At 69.8% G+C, this 19,905-nt stretch carries 15 protein-coding genes; 2 read left to right on the forward strand and 13 right to left on the reverse strand.

Annotated elements, in window-relative coordinates; translation table 11 throughout:
• Nucleotides 1-151 precede the first annotated feature (151 nt).
• From VGB24_RS24700 to glgX, 5 genes are all read right to left on the reverse strand, one after another.
• Nucleotides 152-400 carry a Txe/YoeB family addiction module toxin gene (locus VGB24_RS24700; protein WP_331075603.1) on the reverse strand — a complete coding sequence of 83 codons (249 nt, stop codon included), beginning with the start codon at nucleotides 398-400 and terminating at the stop codon, nucleotides 152-154.
• Between the two features lie 77 nt (nucleotides 401-477).
• Nucleotides 478-816, reverse strand: a complete 339-nt coding sequence (locus VGB24_RS24705) for a hypothetical protein (protein ID WP_331075604.1) — start codon at nucleotides 814-816, stop codon at nucleotides 478-480.
• 128 nt (nucleotides 817-944) lie between these two features.
• Nucleotides 945-2,246, reverse strand: a complete 1,302-nt coding sequence (locus VGB24_RS24710; protein WP_331075605.1) for an erythromycin esterase family protein — start codon at nucleotides 2,244-2,246, stop codon at nucleotides 945-947.
• 486 nt (nucleotides 2,247-2,732) lie between these two features.
• Nucleotides 2,733-4,622, reverse strand: coding sequence for a malto-oligosyltrehalose trehalohydrolase (gene treZ / locus VGB24_RS24715; RefSeq protein WP_331075606.1), 1,890 nt, complete (start codon nucleotides 4,620-4,622; stop codon nucleotides 2,733-2,735).
• Nucleotides 4,615-6,810 carry a glycogen debranching protein GlgX gene (gene glgX / locus VGB24_RS24720; protein ID WP_349263952.1) on the reverse strand — a complete coding sequence of 732 codons (2,196 nt, stop codon included), beginning with the start codon at nucleotides 6,808-6,810 and terminating at the stop codon, nucleotides 4,615-4,617. Before glgX ends, treZ begins: the two co-directional genes overlap by 8 nt.
• Nucleotides 6,811-7,387: 577 nt before the next feature.
• On the opposite strand from glgX, the gene treY reads away from it, so the two are divergent.
• Nucleotides 7,388-10,282: a malto-oligosyltrehalose synthase gene (gene treY / locus VGB24_RS24725; protein WP_331075608.1), complete on the forward strand. Its 2,895-nt coding sequence runs from the start codon at nucleotides 7,388-7,390 to the stop codon at nucleotides 10,280-10,282.
• Nucleotides 10,283-10,395: 113 nt separating this feature from the next.
• Here treY and VGB24_RS24730 read toward each other — a convergent pair whose 3' ends face one another.
• From VGB24_RS24730 to VGB24_RS24765, 8 genes are all read right to left on the reverse strand, one after another.
• Entirely contained in the window at nucleotides 10,396-12,516 is a 2,121-nt protein-coding gene (locus tag VGB24_RS24730) for a TonB-dependent receptor (RefSeq protein ID WP_331075609.1), read from the reverse strand.
• A gap of 167 nt (nucleotides 12,517-12,683) precedes the next feature.
• The gene (locus VGB24_RS24735) at nucleotides 12,684-13,256 is read right to left on the reverse strand and encodes a hypothetical protein (protein ID WP_331075610.1); all 573 of its coding nucleotides are present in this window, start codon (nucleotides 13,254-13,256) and stop codon (nucleotides 12,684-12,686) included.
• A 175-nt stretch (nucleotides 13,257-13,431) separates the two neighbouring features.
• On the reverse strand, nucleotides 13,432-13,911 hold the full coding sequence (locus VGB24_RS24740) for a DUF6702 family protein (RefSeq protein WP_331075611.1): 480 nt from the start codon (nucleotides 13,909-13,911) through the stop codon (nucleotides 13,432-13,434).
• Nucleotides 13,905-14,507, reverse strand: a complete 603-nt coding sequence (locus tag VGB24_RS24745) for a HupE/UreJ family protein (protein WP_331075612.1) — start codon at nucleotides 14,505-14,507, stop codon at nucleotides 13,905-13,907. Before VGB24_RS24745 ends, VGB24_RS24740 begins: the two co-directional genes overlap by 7 nt.
• A 14-nt stretch (nucleotides 14,508-14,521) precedes the next feature.
• The gene (locus VGB24_RS24750; protein ID WP_331075613.1) at nucleotides 14,522-15,883 is read right to left on the reverse strand and encodes a tetratricopeptide repeat protein; all 1,362 of its coding nucleotides are present in this window, start codon (nucleotides 15,881-15,883) and stop codon (nucleotides 14,522-14,524) included.
• Between the two features lie 123 nt (nucleotides 15,884-16,006).
• Nucleotides 16,007-16,657, reverse strand: coding sequence for a DUF4331 family protein (locus VGB24_RS24755; RefSeq protein WP_331075614.1), 651 nt, complete (start codon nucleotides 16,655-16,657; stop codon nucleotides 16,007-16,009).
• A gap of 65 nt (nucleotides 16,658-16,722) precedes the next feature.
• Nucleotides 16,723-17,496 (reverse strand): DUF4331 family protein, encoded by a 774-nt coding sequence (locus VGB24_RS24760; protein WP_331075615.1) that lies wholly within the window; start codon nucleotides 17,494-17,496, stop codon nucleotides 16,723-16,725.
• A gap of 98 nt (nucleotides 17,497-17,594) precedes the next feature.
• A complete protein-coding gene (locus VGB24_RS24765; protein WP_331075616.1) occupies nucleotides 17,595-18,806 on the reverse strand; it encodes a hypothetical protein in 1,212 nt (403 codons plus the stop codon).
• 433 nt (nucleotides 18,807-19,239) lie between these two features.
• On the opposite strand from VGB24_RS24765, the gene VGB24_RS24770 reads away from it, so the two are divergent.
• Nucleotides 19,240-19,887: an HAD family phosphatase gene (locus VGB24_RS24770; protein WP_331075617.1), complete on the forward strand. Its 648-nt coding sequence runs from the start codon at nucleotides 19,240-19,242 to the stop codon at nucleotides 19,885-19,887.
• The last annotated feature ends 18 nt before the right edge of the window (nucleotides 19,888-19,905 follow it).

The following is a 19,905-nucleotide window of genomic DNA, read 5'->3' on the forward strand; positions in this document are numbered from 1 at the left end:
GCCCTCATTTCGAGCAGTAGTAGCGCGCCGCCTATTCGCCCCGGCTTCCCGCTCGTCCCCATACCGCCGCCGCGCGATTCCGTTCCGTACGTCCATTCGGCAGGCGCGTGAGACGCAGCAACCAAAGTGGTACGGAGCGCGGCGGTCGTCCTCACTTCGAGTAGTGGTAGCGCGCCGAAAGCAGCTTGATTCGGTCGGGAAGCACCTCGTACACCAGCCGGTGCTCCTGGTCGACCCGGCGGGACCAGCAGCCGGACAGGTCGTGCTTCAACGGTTCTGGCTTGCCGATTCCCTGTTTGGGGTCATGTGCGATGCTCTGGACCAGTTCCAGAACGCGGACGACCATCCGCGGATCCGACCGGCTCCAGGCGAGCAGGTCGTCAAGGAAGCGGCCCATCATGACGAGGCTGCGCTCCCCCGCCGGAGCCGTGGGCGGGGTCTTCTGCGGAGACCCGCCGCCTCGGGGCGATCGTCGCGTCAAAATCCGAACGCACGGCGTATCTCTTCGACGTTCGCGAACCGGGTTCCCTTGCCCGCACGAGCTTCGGCGAGGGCCTCCATCAGCACGCGCGCGTTCTCGGGGGAGGCCAGCAGATACTCGGTGTCATCCCGGTATCCGTGGTATTCATCCCCATTCCACCGTTCCTTCGTGCCCGCGAACCGCCTGACGACTCCAAGTGTCATGATTCCCCCTCTCGCCTTTGGACGCACCCGTGCCGGACCACTCTCGCCGGCAATGATGCGCGCGTCCACACTGTCACGCAAGGGTTTCGTTCCTTCTGTCCACTCTGGCTCAGGATTGCTAGGTGGCGTCATGGGATCGGCCCGTTCTTGGAAACGTTTATGTTGGCCTGGAACACCGACGGATGCAAGCTGATTCTGCGGCACGCACGTGACGCCAAGTGCGCGACGGGGATGGTCCTGTCGCGCACTCTTCGTCGGACCTACATCCCCGTCGGGAAGGTCTCCGGCGGCTCGTGGTCCAGCTTGGCCGGCATCTTCAGCGGGCGGAGGGCGTTGGACCTGTCGATGTACAGCATCGCGTCGTAGCGCATCGGCAGGACGGAGGGCACGTAGTTGCCGCGCGATTCCCGCGTGGGGTGGTAGACCACGCCGATGGCCCGGTGCCCGCGCGCGTCCAGCGCCCCCTCCACGTCGTCCAGGTCATCCATCATCACCAGCTTGTCGTGCGCGCCGGCGGCATGGAACACGTGCTCCCAGCTGCCTTCGCGCGCCTCGGGCACGGACATCCGCTGCATGGGGGCGCCCCACTCCGTCCCCGCGATCACGCTGCCGCTGTGGGAGGAGAATCCGGCGATCACCACCTCGCCGCCCCAGCGGTCGCGCGCCAGTGAACCCACGTTCACCATCCCCACGCGCGCCATGTCCGTGGCCCGCGCATCACCCACGTGCGTGTTGTGCTCCCACACGATGGCCTTCGATCCCGGGCCGTGGTGGTTCAGCAGGCGCTCCAGCGTTTCGACCATGTGGGTGTCGCGCACGTTCCAGCTCTGCGCGCCACCCCGGATCATGGCGCGGTAGTACCGCTCGGCGTTGCGCGCGACGAGCGCGTTCTGCTCGGCGTTGAAGAAGGCCTCGCGCCCCTCGGTGCGGTAGTCGGGGCCCTTGCCGCGCAGGTCCATCAGGATGCGCATGACGGCTTCTTCGCACGAGGTGGGCACCAGGGCGGTGGCCATGGCGTAGTCCTGCACGTCCTGCTCGTACGGATCGAAGCAGCCGTAGCCGTTGCGCGCCCGCCGCGCGGCCTCGGGGTCCACCTCCTCCAGGTAGCGCGTCACCACGTCCATGGAGTCCCACAGAGAGTACACGTCCAGCCCGTAGAAGCCGACGCGGCCGTCTTCGGGGAGCCCCTCGTTGTGGGCGCGCAGCCACTCGGCCAACCCAGCCACCTCTTCGTTGGCCCACATCCACGTAGGCCAGCGCTCGAAGGTGTGCAGCATCTCGCGCGCGGTCTCGCGCCCGTCGACGCCTTTCACCCAACGGTTCACCAGGTAGCAGTCGGGCCAGTCGCCCTCGACGGCGATGAAGTGGAAGCCCTTTTCCGTGATCAGCCGGCGGGTGATGCGCTCGCGCCACGTGTAGAACTCGGAGGTGCCGTGCGACGCCTCGCCCAGCAGCACCACGCGCGCGTCACCCACGCGGTCCAGCAGGGGCTGCAGGTCGCCGTCGTCGTGCAGTGGGCGCGAAATGCGCTTCACTCCCTCGATCAGCCGTTCCTCCTGCATCCCCTCCTCCGCGTCGCTTGGGCTGGGTCGGTTTCCTTCTTCGGGGTCGATTGCCGGGGAGGTACTGCAGGTTTTGGGCGTGGGCTGGATGCAGAGCCCCCTCCCCCGGCCCCTCCCCCGCAAACTGCGCGGGAGAGGGGAGGAGGTCGATCGCGGGCAGCCGGGCACGGGTGCACGCCGCGGCGCCCCCCATCCCCAGCCCTTCCCCCGCAAACTGCGCGAGGGAAGGGAGCCAGTCCGGTGCGAGCGAGGAGATTGGTGCTTGGCTGGCTACGATGGGGTAGGATCGAAGCGTTTCGACGTGGGCCGGCGCATTCCTCGGCTGCCCTCACCCCCGGCCCCTCTCCCGCAAGGGGAGAAGGGAGGATTCGCTCGCACGGCGGCCGGTCCGGCGCACTCGACCGGCGGATGCAGTCCGCGAAGGCGGACTTCGGGCCGTTGTTGCCGCGACTTCAGTCGCCCCAGCAGGGCTGAGGACGACGCGTGTCAGGGTGGCCGGGTGAGGGGCCCTGCGGTCAACACCACGGCGCCCGGCCCGCGCAGCTCCAGCCGCCCCTGCGGCGACAGGCGCGCCACCTCGCCCTCCGCCTGCACGCCGAACCGCCCCTCCTCGGTGGACAGCAGCAGCTCCCACGTTCCGCCGCCCACGGGCTGCGTCTCGGGCGCCGTGGAGAGGTCCACGTCCAGCGCGTCCCCGAACGAGGCCACCAGCAGCAGCGCGCTTCCGCCCTCGCCCGTCCGGCGGATGGCCACCGCGTGCTCCCCCAGCGCCACGGCGTCGAAACCCTCGCGCGTGCGGCGGCGCAGGGCGGGATGCGTGCGGCGCAGGCGCAGCAGCTCGCGGTACAGCTCCAGGACGCCTGCGTGCGGCATCCGCTCTCGCTCGTCCCAGCGGAGCTTGCTGTTGGCGAACGTGGACGCCGCCTGCGGGTCGGGGATCTTCTCGCGCACCGCGGGATCGGCGAACGCGCTGAACTTGCCGAACTCCTTGCGCCGCCCCTCCGTCACCAGCTTCCCCAGCTCTTCCGGGTGGTCGGTGAAGTACTGGAAGGGCGTCGACGCGGCCCACTCCTGCCCCATCCACAGCAGCGGCGTGTACGGCGAAAAGAGCAGCACGGCCGAGGCGGCGCGGTACACGGGCAGCGGAACGCCGTCCGTCAGCCGGTCGCCCATGGCGCGGTTGCCCACCTGGTCGTGGTTCTGAATGCAGTGCACGAACGCGCTGGGCGGCAGCCCCGCCGCCTCCGTTCCGCGCTGCGCGTCGTGGTTCTTCGACACCTGCCCCTCGTAGAACCAGCCGCGCTGCAGCGTCCGTACGATGTCGGACGCGGAGCCGGTGTAGTCGCTGAAGTACGCCTCGTGGTCGCCCGCCGTGTGCCGCCGCACCTGGTGGTGAAAGTCGTCGGCCCACACGCCGTCCAGGCCGTGCCCCTCGGGCGGGGGAAGGACCACGCGCCGCTCGTTGCGCTCGTCCTCGGCGATCAGCACGAAGCGGCGGTCCACGGCGGCGCGCACCCGCTCGGCCAGCTCCGTCAGCAGGTGCGTGGGCGAATCGTCCAGGATGGCGTGCGTCGCATCCAGGCGAAGCCCATCCACGTGGTATTCGCGCGCCCAGTGGATGGCGTTCTGGATGGCGAACTCGCGCACCGGCCGGGTTTCGTAGTCGATGGCATCGCCCCAGGGCGTGCAGTGGCGGTCGGTGAAGTACCGGCCGCCGGTGATGGCGTGCAGGTAGTTGCCTTCCGGGCCCAGGTGGTTGTAGACCACGTCCAGGATCACCGCCAGCCCGCGCCCGTGCGCCGCGTTCACGAAGCGGCGGAACGCGTCGGGCCCGCCGTACGACGACTCGGGGGCGTACAGGAACACGCCGTCGTATCCCCAGTTGCGCGCGCCGGGAAACTCGGCCACGGGCATCGGCTCGACGGCGTTGGCGCCCAGCGCCACGATCTCGTCCAGCCGCCCGATCAGTGCGTCGAACGTCCCCTCGTCCGTGGCCGTGCCGACGTGCACCTCGTAGATCATCAGGTCGTCGTCGTCCCCCAGCCCCCGCCACGCCGAGTCCGTCCACGAAAAGGCGGATGGATCGACGACCGCCGACGCCTCGTGCACGTCGTCGGGCTGGTGGCGCGACGCGGGGTCGGGAAAGGCGTTCTCGCCATCCAGCCGGAACTTGTACCGCGCCCCGGCGCCCGTCCCGGGGACGATCGCCGCGAAGTATCCGTCCGCCTCCGCATCCAGCGGCACGACGCGCTCGGCGTCGGGGCCGTAGATGACGACGTCCACGCTTCGGCTCGACGGTGCCCAGACGCGGAACTCCACTCCGGCCTCAACCACGTTGGCGCCGAAGGGCAGGCGCCACTCCCTGGATTCACTCACCTTCCCTCGCCTCGTCCTCGATCAGCACCACCATCGACCGGCCGGCCAGACTGAACGTGGCACCGTCGGGATAGCAGACGGATTTTTCCTGCACCTCGGGGCGCGCCGTATCGAGCATCACGCACCACCCGCGCGAAACGCCGAGGTCGGGAAGGGTGAACTCGATGTCGCCCCCGTCCACGTTGAAGAGCAGCAGGAAGTTCTGGTCGGTGATCTGCTCGCCGCGCTCGTTCCACTCTTCCATGGCCTCGCCGCCCAGCGCCATCCCGAAGCAGCGCACGTATCCAACGTTCCACTCTTCGTCGGTCATCTCCTTGCCGGCGGGGGTCAGCCACATGACGTCGCGCACGTCGCTGCCGCGGATCTCCCGCCCGCGGAAGAACTTGCTGCGCCGGAAGGTGGGATGGTCGCGGCGAAGGCGTGCCACGCGCCGGGTGAACTCCAGCATCTCGCGGTCGCGCTCGCCCAGGTCCCAGTGCACCCACGCCAGTTCGTTGTCCTGCGCGTACGCGTTGTTGTTGCCGTGCTGCGTGCGGCCCATCTCGTCGCCGTGGCAGATCATCGGCACGCCCTGCGAAAGCAGGAGCGTCGTCATGAAGTTGCGCTTCTGCCGCTCGCGGGCGCGGATGATGTCCTGCCGGTCGGTGGGCCCCTCGACGCCGAAGTTGAAGGAGTGGTTGTTGTTGTCGCCGTCCTGGTTGTTTTCGCCGTTGGCTTCGTTGTGCTTGTGGTTGTAGCTGACCAGGTCGTTCAGCGTGAAGCCGTCGTGCGCGATCACGAAGTTGATGCTGGCGTGCGGCCGCCGGCCGTCGCTTTCGTACAGGTCGCTGCTCCCCGTCAGCCGGTATCCCAGCTCGCCCAGCTTTCCCTCGTCGCCCCGCCAGTAGGCGCGCACCGTGTCGCGGTACTTGCCGTTCCACTCGGCCCAGAGCACGGGGAAGTTGCCCACCTGGTAGCCGCCCTCGCCCACGTCCCACGGCTCGGCGATCAGCTTCACCTGGCTGATGACCGGGTCCTGGTGCACGATGTCGAAGAAGGCCGAAAGGCGGTCCACCTCGTGTAGCTCGCGCGCCAGGGTAGAGGCAAGGTCGAAGCGGAAGCCGTCGACGTGCATCTCCTGCACCCAGTAGCGCAGGCTGTCCATCACCAGCTGCAGCGTCTGGGGATGGCGCATGTTCAGCGAGTTGCCCGTTCCCGTGTAGTCCATGTAGAACCGGGGACTGCCGGGCACCTGGCGGTAGTACGTGGGGTTGTCGATGCCCTTGAATGAAAGGGTGGGCCCCATGTGGTTGCCCTCGGCCGTGTGGTTGTACACCACGTCCAGGATCACCTCCATCCCGGCCTCGTGCAGCGCCTTGACCATCTCCTTGAACTCGCGCACCTGGTCGCAGAAGCCGCGCACCGAGGAGTAGCGGCCCGCCGGGGCGAAGTAGTTGATGGTGTTGTAGCCCCAGTAGTTGCGCAGCCCTTTCTCGACCAGGAACGAGTCGTCGACGATCTCGTGCACCGGCAGCAGCTCGATGGCGGTGACGCCCAGCGACTTCAGGTGCTCGATGATGGCCGGGTGCGACACGGCCCGGTACGTCCCACGGATGTCATCGGGGATGTCGGGGTGAAGCATGGTGAGGCCCTTCACGTGGGCCTCGTAGATCACCGTCTGGTACCAGGGCGTGTCGGGCCGCCGGTCGTCGCCCCAGTCGAAGTGGCCGTCGATGACCACGCCCTTGGGCACGGCGCGATAGTCGAACTCGTCGTCCAGGACGTAGTCTTCGCCGGGCTGGTCCATCATGTACCCGAACGGCATGCCCTCGCCGCGTTCGCGGGCGCTCCAGTCTACCCTGCCGGCCAGCGCGCGGGCGTACGGATCGATCAGCAGCTTGAACGGGTTGCAGCGCTGGCCCAGGTCGGGGTTGTACGGCCCGTTGATGCGGTAGCCGTAATACGTTCCAGGGCCGATGCCCTCGACGAAGCCGTGCCACACGAAGGCGGTGCGCTCGCGCAGCCGGTAGGTGCGCGAGGGCTCGGGGTCGTCGGGGGTTTCGAAAATGCAGAGCTCCACCTCGACGGCGAGCTCGGAGTAGATGGCGAAGTTGGTGCCCCCGGCCTTTTCGTTCCAGGTGGCGCCGAGGGGAAAGGGCTTGCCGGGCCAGGCGGTGACCGCCGTTTCCAGGAAGCCGGGAACGTACATCTCCGGCTGGCGCTTGACCGGGCCCGAGGGTACGGGCGGGTGCTGGTCCGGGTGTAGCGCGTTGGACTGCGGCTGCTCGGTATCGGTGTTCTGGTCGAATTCCATTCCGTCGGTTCCTTCCGTCGTTTCGCGGGCGGCGAACGTGTCGCCGCCGCGTCTCTCAAAGGCACGAAGCCCGCCGTACCCACGGCAGGTGGGTACACGCCAGGGTCTGGTGCGTCGGGACTGGCCCGGTGCTCGGGCCGGGGCCCCCCATCCCCAGCCCTTCCCCCGCAAACCGCGCGGGGGAAGGGAGCCAGTGTGGCGCGTCCGGCCAGCCGGAGCGCGGTCAGGTCTCCCCCTCCCCTGCGCAGCGGGGGACCGGGGCCGGGGGCCGGGGGGGGGCTCCCAGGGGCATGAGCGCCCCCCTGCCGAACCCGCGCCCGAAGTTCCCCCCTCTCCCGCGCGGTTTGCGGGGGAGGGGCCGGGGGAGGGGGAACCCGCTGGGCCCGCGTTCGCCCGGATCTTGCCTCGCCGCGCGCCGGCCCGCGCCGCATCATGACGGCCGCGACGAGCACCGAAATCCACAAGGCAGACCGTGAACCAGCCCGAAACCACCCCGGGAGCGCCCACCCGCGTCCCGTCATCCACCTATCGCCTGCAGCTGCACGCCGGGTTCACCTTCCGGCAGGCCGCCGACATCGTTCCGTACCTGGCCGAGCTGGGGATCAGCGACCTGTACGCGTCGCCGTACCTGCAGGCCCGCCCCGGCAGCATGCACGGCTACGACATCGTGGACCACCGCACGCTCAACCGCGAGATCGGCACCGAGCACGACCACGCGCGCATGACGGCGGCGTTGCGTGAGCAGAACATGGGCCACCTGCTCGACATCGTTCCCAACCACATGGGCGTGGCCATGGGCGTGCGCGGCCACCGCAACCCGTGGTGGATGAGCGTGCTGGAAAACGGGCCCGCCTCGCCCTACGCCCGCTACTTCGACATCGACTGGGAGCCGCTGAACCCCGAGCTGCACGGCAAGGTGCTGCTTCCCGTGCTGGGCGACCAGTTCGGCTGCGTGCTCGAGGCGGGCGAGCTGAAGCTGGTCTACGAGGACGGCCAGTTCCGGGTGGAGTACTACGAAACCGTGCTGCCCGTGGCCCCCGGCGCCACCGCGCCCGTGCTGCAGCTTGCCCTGGAAAAGACCGGACTGGCCGCCGACCACCCGGACCGCATGGAGCTGGAAAGCATCCTTACGGCCCTGCGCCACCTGCCGCCGCGGGCCAGCACCGACCCGGAAAGCGTCACCGAGCGCGACCGCGAGCGCGTGGTCACCCGCCGGCGGCTGGACGTGCTGTACGAGACGTCGACGGCCGTGCGCGAGGCGCTGGACGCCGCCGTCGCCGAGTTCAACGGCACGCCGGGCGAGCCCCACTCGTTCGATCTGCTGGCCGCGCTGCTGAACGACCAGGCGTACCGGCTGGCGTTCTGGCGGGTGGCGGCCGAGGAGATCAACTACCGGCGCTTCTTCGACGTCAACGACCTGGCGGGGCTGCGCACGGAGCTGCCCGCGGTCTTCCACGACAGCCACGAGCTGATCCTTCGCATGGTGCGCGAGGGGCACGTGACGGGGCTGCGCATCGACCACCCCGACGGCCTGTTCGATCCCCAAGGCTACCTGCGCGACCTGCAGCGCGAGTGCGTGGGGCTGGATGCGAAGGAGCGGTTCTACGTGCTGGTGGAAAAGATCCTCACCGGCGACGAGACGCTTCCGGAGGAGTGGCCCGTGGCGGGTACGGTGGGCTACGAGTACATGAACCGCGTCAACGGCCTGTTCGTAGACCCGGCGAACGAGGCGGCGATGGACGCCATCTACCGCACGTTCACGGGCCAGCGGACGGACTTCGAAGACCTGGTCTATCAGAAGAAGCTGCTGATCCTGCGCGCCTCCCTCGTCAGCGAGCTCACTGTGCTGACGACCATGCTGGACCGCATCAGCGAGCAGAACCGCTGCTACCGCGACTTCACCTGGGGCAGCCTTCGCGACGCGCTGCGCGAGGTGATCGCCTGCTTCCCCGTCTACCGCACCTACATCGACGCGTTCGCCGGAAAGATCACCGAGCGCGACCGGGGCTACGTGATGCAGGCGGTGGAGCTGGCGCGGGAGCGCAACCACAACATGCCCAGCTCGCTCTTCGATTTCGTACGCGACACGCTGCTGCTGGAGTGGCCGGACTCGCTGGACGAGGAGGCGCGCCAGCAGCACGCGCGCTTCGTGATGAAGGTGCAGCAGCTGACGGGTCCCGTGATGGCCAAGGGGGTGGAAGACACCACGTTCTACGTCTTCAACCGGCTGATCTCGCTGAACGAGGTGGGCGGCGAGCCCGACCGCTTCGGCATCGGCCCCGACGAGTTCCACGCCTTCAACCTGGAGCGGGCGGAGCGCTGGCCGCACGCCATGTCGGCCAGCAGCACGCACGACACCAAGCGCAGCGAAGACGTGCGCGCCCGCATCAACGTGCTTTCCGAGATCCCGGTGCTGTGGTCGGACCGGGTGAACGCGTGGGCGGCGGAGAACGCGCGCTTCAAGCGGGGCACGGAGCGCCGGCCCATTCCGCACGCCAACGACGAGTACCTGCTGTACCAGACCATCGTGGGCGCCTGGCCATTCGAGGACACCAGCGACCAGGCCCGGCAGGACTTCATCGGCCGCGTGCAGGCGTACATGGAAAAGGCCACGCGCGAGGCCAAGATGCACACCAGCTGGATCAACCCGTCCGCGGCGTACGACGAGGGGCTGCGCGACTTCGTGGCCGACGTGCTGCGTCCCGGCGAGAACGCGTTCGTGGAGAGCCTGGCGGAGTTCCACCCCCTCGTCTCGCGGCTGGGGATGGTGAACTCGCTGGCGCAGACGCTGGTGAAGCTGGCGTCACCCGGTGTGCCCGACATCTACCAGGGGCAGGAGATCTGGGACTTTTCGCTGGTGGATCCCGACAACCGGCGCCCCGTGGACTTCGACCTGCGCCGCCGGCTGATGGACGGCCTGAAGCGGCGGACGGAGGATGGGGACGGCGTGGCGGCGGCGCGGGGCCTGGTCGAAAACTGGCACGATGGGCGGATCAAGCTTCACGTCGTGCAGTCCGGGCTGCGGCTGCGCGCGGCGTATCCCGCGGTGTTCGGCACGGGCGAGTACGTGCCACTGGAGTCGGAGGGGGAGAAGGCCGAGCACGTGGTCGCCTTCGCTCGGTCGGCGGAAGGCGCCGCGGTGATCGCCGTGGTGCCGCGCCTGGTGGCGAAGCTTACGCGCGATCGCGAGTTCGCGCTGCCGGAGGCGGGTGACTTCGCGGCGACGCGCCTGACGCTGCCCGCGCACCTGGCCGGCCGCTACCGCAACGTGCTTACGGGCGAGGATCTGTCGGGTGTGGATGGATCGCTGGCCGTCGAGGAGGTCTTCGCCACCTTTCCCGTGGCCCTGCTCGAGCGCATCGGCTAACAAGAACGTCTCACGCAGAGGACGCAGAGGGGAACGGAGAGGACGCAGAGGAAAGCCACGGCCCCTCTGCGTCCTCTCTGTTTTCTCTGCGCCCTCTGCGTGAAACCTTCAGTTCAGAACGCCCAGTGGAGCGAGAGCCTGAGCTGCCGCGGCTCCACCGGGTGAAAGTGCACGTCTTCCACGCCGCCCGCCGGCTCGCCCGGCAGCCGCGACGCGTAGTAGTACTGGATGTCGCTCGCGTCGGAGTCCAGCAGGTTCAGCACGGTGGCCTCTACCCGCAGGCCGGAGGCGAACGCGTACCCCGCTTCCGCGTTGAAGAGCGTCGCCGGGTCCGCGCGGACGCTGTTGTCCTCGATCAGCGGATACGCCCCGAAGTGCCGCAGCCGCAGCGCGCCGGTCAGCCCGCGCTCCGGCATCCAGGCGATGCCGCCGGCGAAGACGTTCTCCAGCGCGCCGGGAATCCGGCTCTCCTCCACCGGCACGTCCGCCAGCCGCGCCCGCGCGAACGACACGTCCGCATCGATGGAAAGCGACGGCATCGGCCGGTAGAAGTTGGCCCAGGTCACGCCGCCACGCCGGCTCGTGGCGCTGGGCTCCGTCGCCCCCGCGTCTCCCACGAACAACAGCTCGCTGTCCAGCTCAAGCGCCCACACCGTCAGCGTGGAGCGCAGGCCCTGCACGGGCGCCGCACGGATGCCGATCTCCGCCCCGCGGGACCGCACCAGGGGATCCACCCGGGCCGCCGGATCGCCGCTCACCGGATCGACCCTGATGGTGGTGCCGCGCGCGTCGTTGCTGTGGAATCCGTATCCGCCGCTCAGGTACAGCTCCGTCTGGCGGGACGGGGAGTAGACGAGCGATGCCTTGGGGCTGACGATGCCCGCGGCCCGGCGACCGGAGTTGTCCGCCCGGTCGCTCTGGACGTCGAACGCGTAGCTGTCCGCGCGCAGGCCCAGTACCGTGCGGAACCGCGAGCTCCAGCGCGAATCCGCCTCCAGGAATACGCCCGTCGAGGACTGCCGGACGCGGTCCTCCCGCACCGTCCCCACTCGCTCCTGTGCCTGAGTTCGATGCAGACCCAGTCCGCCGATCCCATCCGTGCGGGCCTGCAGTCCCAGGGAGAGCAGGTGCGCGGCGCCGAGGCCGCGGACGTCCTGCGCGTGCTTGGCGTCCACCCCCAGCACCGAACGCCGGTCCACCTGGTTGAACTGGTCTCCCTGGGCCGGGTCGTCCAGGAAGTAGGTAAAGTTGGAGTACAGGTCCAGGTCGGAGTGGATGCCGTACACCTGCACCTGCTGCACCGCGTCCGGCAGCGTGCGGCTCCACGAGCCCGCCAGGCTGAAGCGCTCCGAGTTTCCGCCGTCGTCCGCCTCGATCTGCCCGAACCGGCCCACCAGCCCGCTCGCCACCGCCCGGGCGGGAATCTGGTCCGTCGCGTTCCACCGGCTGCGATACGCCATCCCCAGCAGCGAGAACCGCGACGGCCCGCGCTCCCACGAGTACCGCGCCACGCCGCTGAGCTTGCGCAGGTCCTGCCCCATCTCCCAGGGCCCGTCGTACGACTTCGCCTCCGCCGCGACCAGGAAGTCGCCCGCACCCACCGGCGCCGACGCGCCCGCCGCCACGCGCGCCAGGCCGTTCTGCCCGCCGGACACGGTGGCGAACGGCCGCTCCAGCCTGCGCACCAGGTGGAACACCGCGCCGCCCGCACTGCCGAAGTCGCCAAGCTCGGCGTGGTAGACGCCCAGCTTGTATTCCAGGTGGTCCACCAGCTCCGGAATGAGGAAGTTCAGGTCCGTCCACCCCTGGCCATGGCCGTGCGTGGGCATGTTGACGGGCATCCCCTCGATGCGCGTCTGGAAGTCCGTCCCGTGGTCCAGGTTGAAGCCGCGGACGAAGTACTGGTTCGCCTTTCCCTCGCCCGAGTGCTGGGTGACGATCACCCCGGGCACCGTCTCCAGCAGCTCGCCCTCTCGCGTGATGGGGCGCGTGCGAAGGTCCGCCGCGCCCACGTAGCCCTCCGACGCGGTGCCCGCGATGCCGATCAGGTCGTGGATGCGCCCCGTGACGCTGATGGTGTCCATCACCACCGGCGCCACGGCCGTGTCGCGCCTCGCCGGCTGCGTCTGCGCGTCAGCCGTGCTCGTCGCACCGATGCCCACCAGCGCCGCGAGCAGGATCGCTCGCCTCAGGCGGTGCGCCCGTTCGTCTGTTCCTGCATGTGGATCGATCATCGTCCCGAATGTCCCCTGTCCGTGATTTGCCGGTTTCAGGGATGCGCGGGCCTGGATCCGGCTGCGCAGGCGCGGCCGGACTCGGGCATGCGAACGCGCATCCCGCGCCTGGCCCACCGGGCGCACGCGCGCTTGGGACCAGGCGAGAAAAAGCTGAAAGACGAGCTTCAGCCCGGCAGTTGGGGTGGGGGAGATTCGATGGAGGGAACAGCCTGGTCCAGCGCCGCGGCGACCCACGGCGTGCGCGACCGGCTCCGTGCGACGCGCGGCGGGGATGCCGCGGATGCGGGAACGTAGAACTCCGAGAACGGAGCGGGCGGGAGCACCAGCTCCTCGTCGGACCGCGGGTCGTGGGTGTGGATCAGACCGCCGTGCTCGTGCGGCGCGCTCGCGATCGGCCGATGCCGCTCCTCCGCGGGCGGCGAAACAGCCTGCCGATCAGCCGCGTGGTGATGATCCTCGTCCCGCGGATGCTCGTGTGCACTGGCATGATGCGCCGGATGCTCGTGCGCGTCGGCTCCACGGGAGGGATGCTCGTGCGGCTCATCCGAAGGGGCGACGTGCACGACCGCATGCGAGTCGATCACCGAAGGCGGATCGACCGGGGCCGGCGGAGGCGTGTCGTGATGGGCGGTGGCGAGGTGCAGCGAGAGCAATCCCGCGTGCCCGATGTGCGATGTGCCGAGCCCGATGGCACAGGCGAGGAGCACCGGAAGCAGAACGATCCGCCAGGCGTGCATCTTCGACCTGCTTGGCGAGCGTCCAGCCATCCGCATCTTCGTGCGATTCAGGGTTCGTGTGGGTGGTCGGGACGGCGCGCCATCACCCGTGCCCGGAGACTCCATCTACGGGGGTAGCGTCGGTTTTATAGGCGGCCGCCCCGCCGAACTCGGATCCACCCGCCCCGGACGGCACCTACGGCAGGGGCCGCGCGCCGTCGCCGGGGGTAAAGAGAAGGCTGCGCGCGCGCCCGGCGTACTGCGCCCGCACCACGTTCACCTGGTCCTGGTACAGGTTGAAGAGCATGGCGTTGCGCACCTGCCCGCCGCGCACCCCGCTGGCTGCGGCGCCGCGCAGGCACACCCACACCACCTCGCCCTGGTACCGCGTTCCGCACCACGTAAACCGCACCGGCCGCCCGTTCCGCTCCCGCAGCACGAACGACGCACCCACGTACACGCGTTCGCGCTCGTTGAGCGTGGCGCCGCGCGCCGTGGCGACCGCGCGCGCGTAGTCGTCGGCAAAGACGCGCATCTGCACCTGCACCGCCCCGTTCGCGCCGGCCTGCAGCTCCGTGAGCGTGGTGTGCAGCGGATGGGCGGCCGGCCGCGCCGCGCCCGCCACCAGCGCCGTCACGCCCACCAGGAGGATGCAGAGCCAGCGGCGGATTACCACGGGCTGCGCTCCACCGCCCAGGCGCAGGCCACCACGGCCACCGCGGACGAAACGGCGATCACGCGAAGCCGCACCGGGGCCGGCGCGCGGGGGGGAAGCTTCACCAGCCCGATCAGGCGGTCCAGTGCGGCGAACGCCGCGAACGCGCCCGCCAGCACCAGCACCTGCCCCACCTCCAGCCCCACGTTGAAGCCCATCAGCGGCACCGCCAGGTCGTCCATGAACAGGCTGCGCAGGTAGTTGGCGAAGCCGGCGCCGTGCACCAGGCCGAAGATCCCCGCGAACACGGGCCGGGCGCGCATCCGCCAGCCGTCCTGCCGGTCGCGCTGCGCCAGGTTCTCGATGGCCGTCGCCACGATGGTGACGGGGATCAGGAACTCGATCAGCGGCGTGGGCAGGGCCAGCAGGCCGCTGACGGCCAGCGCCAGCGTGATGGAGTGGCCCACGGTGAAGGCCGTCACCACCCACAGCGCCGGGCGCCAGTCCGCCGGGCGGTAGATGGCCGCCAGCACCAGCAGGAACAGCACGTGGTCAAGCCCGTTGGGATCGGTGATGTGCCGGAACCCGAGCTGCGCAAAGGCCAGGAAGTCGCTCATCTAAATCCTCGCTTTCACCAGGGCAGGCGCAGGCGCCCGCCGCCCGGAAGGGAACGGAGCGCGGCGCGCGCGGTGGCCGCGTGGCGGGGGTGGAAGCGCGGGTTCAGCTCCAGCGCCTGGCGCAGGTGCCGGCGCGCCGCCTCGTCGTCGCCCGCGGCGCGCTCGATCATCCCCGCGTGAAAGAAGAGCAGGGGATCGCGCGTGCCCAGCCGCAGCGCCTGCTTCATCTGTGCCCGCGCCTCGGCGTGGCGGCCCGCGCGGAACAGCGCCCACGCCATCAGGTCGTGCCCGTACACGTCGCGCCGCTCGGCCAGCTCGGCCCGGGCGCGCTCCGTCACCATCACCACGTCGCCGCCGTGGTCCAGCAGGAACAGCCCCCACTCGCGGTGGATGCCGGCGGCCTGCCCCTGCACGGCCACCTTCATGGCCCCCGCGTACTCGTCGGCCCGCTCGCGGTCGCCCAGCAGCGCGTACGCCTCGCTGACGATTCCGAGGGTGGCCGGGTCCAGCACGCTGGCGGTCGCCTGCTCGCCCAGCTCCGCCGCCTTCGCGTATCGCCCGCGCGCCAGCTCCAGCCGCGCCATGGCGGAAAGCAGCCGGTAGTCGCCGGGAGCAATCACCAGCCCCGAGCGAAAGGCGCTTTCGGCCGCGTTCACCTTGCCCGCGCGAAGCTCCACGTCGCCCAGGCGCAGGTAGTACCAGGCCACCTGCTCGCCGGTGAAGTCGGTGCGGTACAGCGCCTGGCGCAGGGCGCCCGCGAAGATGGCGCGCGCCTCGTCGGGGCGGCCGTGCAGCTCGGCCCAGCGGGCCACGCGCGGCGCGACGGCCAGATTGTCGGTTTGCTGGCGGATGGTGCCGAAGGTGACCTCGGCCGCCGCGTAGTCGCCCACCTCCATCTGCAGCTCGCCCAGCAGCGCGCGGTGGGCCGGGTCTTCGGGCCAGATGCGCACCAGCTCGCGGGCGATCGTCATCGCCTCGGCAAAGCGGTGCTGCGCGAGCAGGCTGGCGGCCAGCTGCCGGAAGCCCTTGGCGTTGCCGCGGGTGCGGGCGGCGAGCGACGCGCGGGCCAGCTCCTCGGCCTTCAGCACGTCGCCATAGTCGCCCGTTTCGCGCGAACGCTGCAGGTACAGCGCGGCCAGGTTCGCCCGGTCGCCCGCCCCGCGGGGGTCGGCCTGCAGCCGCAGGTTGTACAGGGCGATGGACTTGTCGGTTTCCGCCGCCTGGGCTTCGGCCGACGGGTACAGCCCGGCCAGCGACTCGGCCGCCAGCGCGTCGCGCGGCGCGGCCTTGCCGCCCAGGGCGGCGCCGGCGGCGGCGAGCGCGCCGAGCGCCAGGATGGCGGCGGCAAGGCGCGAGGGACCGAGCTTGGTGAACATCGTGCGCATCCTTCTCTTCAGCGAAAAATCCGGATCTTCGTAACCCGTCCAGCGTTGCCGGCGAGCGCCGGCCGGCGCGGGCCCCGGAGAACATCCCGGGACCCGCGCCGTTCACTCATCCAATCAGTTGGGCGCCGCGACGTACGGGAAGACGTCGGGGTCCGTCTGGTTGTCGGGCACGTTGTCGGTGCTCAGGCCCGGGCTGACGTTGTTGTTGTTGCCCAGCGCCGTGCCGAAGATCACCGAAAGGCCCTTGTCGACCGCGTCGTCGTTGTCGAGCTTGCGGCCGCCGTAGCCCGTGTTGTTGGGCGCCAGCGCGTGCGTCAGCCACCCCACCAGGGCCGAGGCGTCGGCGTTGGCCGCCGTTACGCCGGCCGCGCGGTTGGGGAACACCGCCAGCATGTCGGGGGTCAGCGCCGCCGCGACGGCCGACGCGTAGGCCGTGTCGCGGCCGGCGACCGCGGTCACGAACCGCCGGATGTCGTCACGGAAGTTGGCGACGTCCGTGATGGGGTTGGTGGTGTTGAAGAAGTCGTGCTCACGCTTCTCGACGAACACCTCGCTCACCAGGGGGTTGCCCAGGCGCTCGATCTGGTTGAACACCAGGTTGGTGTTGCCGATGCGAACCGTGTCGCGGATGGTCACGGTGACGGTGACCGTGTCCTTCTTCTGCACTTCGACGATCGTGCGCGTCGCGTCATCGCTGCAGGCGCCGGCGCTCAGGGCCGCCACCAGGGCGAACGCCAGGGCGCCCGCCGTTTTCATCTTCCACATCGTAAAGCTCCTCGCGTGTTGGTGATCTCGTCAGCCGGCCGCGTGCGTGGCCGGCCGCATTTCCGTCAGCGGCCGATGGTGGCCCAGACACCCAGCTTGCCGTCGTTCCCGGTGGCCACGCCCAGCATCGACTCGGGCATCTCTACCACGATCGACAGGGTGTTGGCGCCCTGCAGGAAGTCCTTGGGCGTGCAGCTGGTGTCGAACGGCGCGGCCGCGCCGCAGAAGGCCGACGGCATCTTGTTGTCCGTCGCCACTTCGGTCAGGAAGGTGGCGGGGCGGCGGTCCGGCACGATCTGCAGGAACTGCTCGAGATCGATGTAGAAGGGATCGTTGCGCTGCCCGGCGAACACCGTCATCCCGGAGGTGGTGGTGAACGTGGAGCCGAACGGGTTGTTGGCCGAAACGGGGCTGGTCACCGGGCGGTTCACCATTCCCTGCGTGTCGACGTTGTTGGGCGCCGCGGGCCCCAGCACGTTCACGCGCGAGGTTCCGTCGGACATCTCGTCGAACAGGAACTGCAGCACCAGGTCTTCGCGGGCGTCGCCGGTGTTGTCGATCTTGAACTGGTACAGCGCGTTGGGATCGAAGCGCGTGACGCTGCGGCCCAGCAGGTTGGTGGGCGAAGCCACGTCCATCACCAGCACGATCCGGCCGTCGCTGCTGCCGGGGAACACGTACACGTCGTTCAGGTCCAGCGTGGGGCTGAGCTCCACCTCGGCGGTGTCGACGTGGTCGGAGCTGGTGCCTTCGCGGGCCATCAAGGCCACGCCCGCCAGAGCGGCGGCGGTCAGTACGGCGGCCGCACCCAGTCGGCCCCGCGTTTTCGCCAGTGTCATCGTTTTCCTCCCTGCAAGTGGATGGAGCACTGCGCCGTGTGGCGCCTCTCCGGTGGTGCCCCCCGCGGCACCCGCCGCGGGGGTTGGTGTCCGTCCGATCAATCGCCGCGAACGGCGCCGGCCTTGATCTCCGTCTGGTAGGGCTGGAACTCGCATCCCGACCGCACCGGCACGTACAGCACCTCGGGGGTGCCGGTGGCGCCGGTCTCGGCGAACACGCTCACGCCCTGGTACTCACCGACTCGCGTGACCTCGTTGACGCCGAGCACGCGGGGCAGGCCGTACTTCACGTAGCGGCGGCCCATCACCATCACCGCCTCGTTGTTGATGAACCACGAGGCACCGGCGGCGTAGCCCGTCATGGGCGGCGCGAACCGCTGGCCGTTCATGGTGGTGTCGCCCGTCTGCGTGTTGTACTGCACCGTCACGTTGCGCAGCATGCCGTTCTCCACCACGCACACCTGCACGTCGCGCATGGGGTTCATGGGCGGGGGCGGCGCGACCGGCGCCGGCTCCACCATCACCGGCGGCGGCGGCATGACCACCGGCGGGGGCGGCGGCAGCAGGTTGCCGAACATGGCCTTCAGCCCCAGCACCAGGCGCCCGGTGACGGCCGTGCGGTCGTCGGCGATGCGCACGCGCTGACCGGTAAGGGCGGTCACGGGTCCCACCCAGTCGTCGCCCACGTGCACGGGCGAATCGTAGACGTGCACGCCGGCCTCGGTGAACAGCGACACGGGGCCCAGGGGAATCAGGTCGAAGCCGATTCCGCCGTTGCCCTGGCCCACCGAGGCGTACTTGGGCCGCAGGGGAAGGCAGGCGGCCAGCGCCTGCTCGGTCGGCTCGCACGCCGTGCGGTCGGTGCCCGTGACGTCGACGGTCAGCCCGCCGCCGCCCACGAAGGCGTACATGCCCGACAGCAGCCGCGAACCGCTCATCACGAACGGGCGAAGCGTCAGGTTCAGGTCGTACACGTAGCTGTTGACGATGAAGTTGCTGCTCTCGCCGACGCCCTCGAACGCGCCGTCCGACCGGGGGGGCTGCATGGGCAGGTAGGCGCCATGCGCCCGCAGGCCCACACGCGGCGTGATCCAGAAGTTGGCGATGGCCCCGAAGGCGCCGCCGAACCCGGGGGCGAAGCTCTCCTCGTCGTCGTTCTCGATCGGCGTCTCGGTGGCGTTCAGCGTCACCGTCCGGCTGTCGAACCACGCGCTGGTCAGCGACCCGCCCGCGTACACCCCGAGATCGAAGCGGCTGACCTGCCGCCCCATCATCATCTCGTCCTGCGCCTGGGCCGCCGTGCTGGTCATCGCGCAACACGCGACGCCCAGGGCAAGCCGTGGTAGCAATCGATTCATCTAGACCCTTTTCCTCCCCGTCCGAGTGGATTGAAAACCTTTCCGCCGGGGCGGAGAGGTGGTGGAGCGCCTGCCCAGCCCCCCGTGAGGGCGGCTGCCTTCCCGATGCCTCCCCCATCCGACTCGCCAGGAGGGTACGCCAAACCGGTGGCGTAACCCCCATGCATTTACCGGACCAAGGTTATACAAACATTCTACAACGATGGGCGCACGATTTCGACGGTCGGGCGCGGGTGCCGAAACCGTGCGATCAACCGCTTCTCGTCTTCGCGGGGCCGATCTTCGCGCCCCCTCACAAAGGCATACGACCGGGTCTCGCGAAACGGATCTCCGGCCCGTTCCATCCTGGCTCGCGGCGGGGCGGGAAAGCACGTATGATCCGCGCATGGATGCCGTGATCTTCGACATGGACGGGGTGATCTCCGACACGCAGCGCCTTCACTCGGAGGTGGAATCCGGGCTGCTGCGGGCGTGGGGGATCGACATCGACCCGGACGACCTGACGCGCCGGTACGCCGGCATGGCCGACCGCGACTTCCTCCCCGCGGTGCTGGGCCGGCCGGTGAATGCCGCGGAGTTCGCCCGGTGGACGCGGGACAAGTGGGGGACGATGGCGGAGCGGGCTCCCGGGCGGATCGTGCCGATGGACGGTGCGCTCGAGCTGATCGCCCTGCTCGGCGCGCGCGGCGTTCCCATCGCGGTCGCCTCCAGCTCGCCGATGTCGTTCATCGACCAGGTGCTTTCCGAGCTGGGCGTGGGCGATGCGTTCGCCGCGCGGGCCACCGGCGAGGAGGTGCCGCGCGGAAAGCCGGCGCCGGACGTGTTCCTGCTCGCGGCCCGGCGGCTGGGCGTGGCGCCGGAACGCTGCACCGTCATCGAGGACGCGGTGGCCGGGATGACGGCCGCGCGCGCGGCGGGAATGCGCTGCGTGGCCCTGGTAGACGATCCCACGCGCCCCCTTCCCGCCGATGTCGCGGTGCGCTCCCTGCGCGAGGCCGTCGCCGAGCCCGAACGGATCCTGGGCCTGCGCTGACTTCCGCGGCCACCGCCC

Source organism: Longimicrobium sp. (assembly GCF_036399935.1).
Lineage (GTDB): Bacteria > Gemmatimonadota > Gemmatimonadetes > Longimicrobiales > Longimicrobiaceae > Longimicrobium.

Coding starts and splice junctions, on each gene's coding strand:
- VGB24_RS24700 (WP_331075603.1), bottom strand. CDS start 400: ATGATGGGCCGCTTCCTTGACGACCTGCTCGCCTGGAGCCGGTCGGAT.
- VGB24_RS24705 (WP_331075604.1), bottom strand. CDS start 816: ATGACGCCACCTAGCAATCCTGAGCCAGAGTGGACAGAAGGAACGAAA.
- VGB24_RS24710 (WP_331075605.1), bottom strand. CDS start 2,246: ATGCAGGAGGAACGGCTGATCGAGGGAGTGAAGCGCATTTCGCGCCCA.
- glgX (WP_349263952.1), bottom strand. CDS start 6,810: ATGTACGTTCCCGGCTTCCTGGAAACGGCGGTCACCGCCTGGCCCGGC.
- VGB24_RS24730 (WP_331075609.1), bottom strand. CDS start 12,516: ATGATCGATCCACATGCAGGAACAGACGAACGGGCGCACCGCCTGAGG.
- VGB24_RS24735 (WP_331075610.1), bottom strand. CDS start 13,256: ATGCACGCCTGGCGGATCGTTCTGCTTCCGGTGCTCCTCGCCTGTGCC.
- VGB24_RS24745 (WP_331075612.1), bottom strand. CDS start 14,507: ATGAGCGACTTCCTGGCCTTTGCGCAGCTCGGGTTCCGGCACATCACC.
- VGB24_RS24750 (WP_331075613.1), bottom strand. CDS start 15,883: ATGTTCACCAAGCTCGGTCCCTCGCGCCTTGCCGCCGCCATCCTGGCG.
- VGB24_RS24755 (WP_331075614.1), bottom strand. CDS start 16,657: ATGTGGAAGATGAAAACGGCGGGCGCCCTGGCGTTCGCCCTGGTGGCG.
- VGB24_RS24760 (WP_331075615.1), bottom strand. CDS start 17,496: ATGACACTGGCGAAAACGCGGGGCCGACTGGGTGCGGCCGCCGTACTG.
- VGB24_RS24765 (WP_331075616.1), bottom strand. CDS start 18,806: ATGACCAGCACGGCGGCCCAGGCGCAGGACGAGATGATGATGGGGCGG.
- VGB24_RS24770 (WP_331075617.1), top strand. CDS start 19,240: ATGGATGCCGTGATCTTCGACATGGACGGGGTGATCTCCGACACGCAG.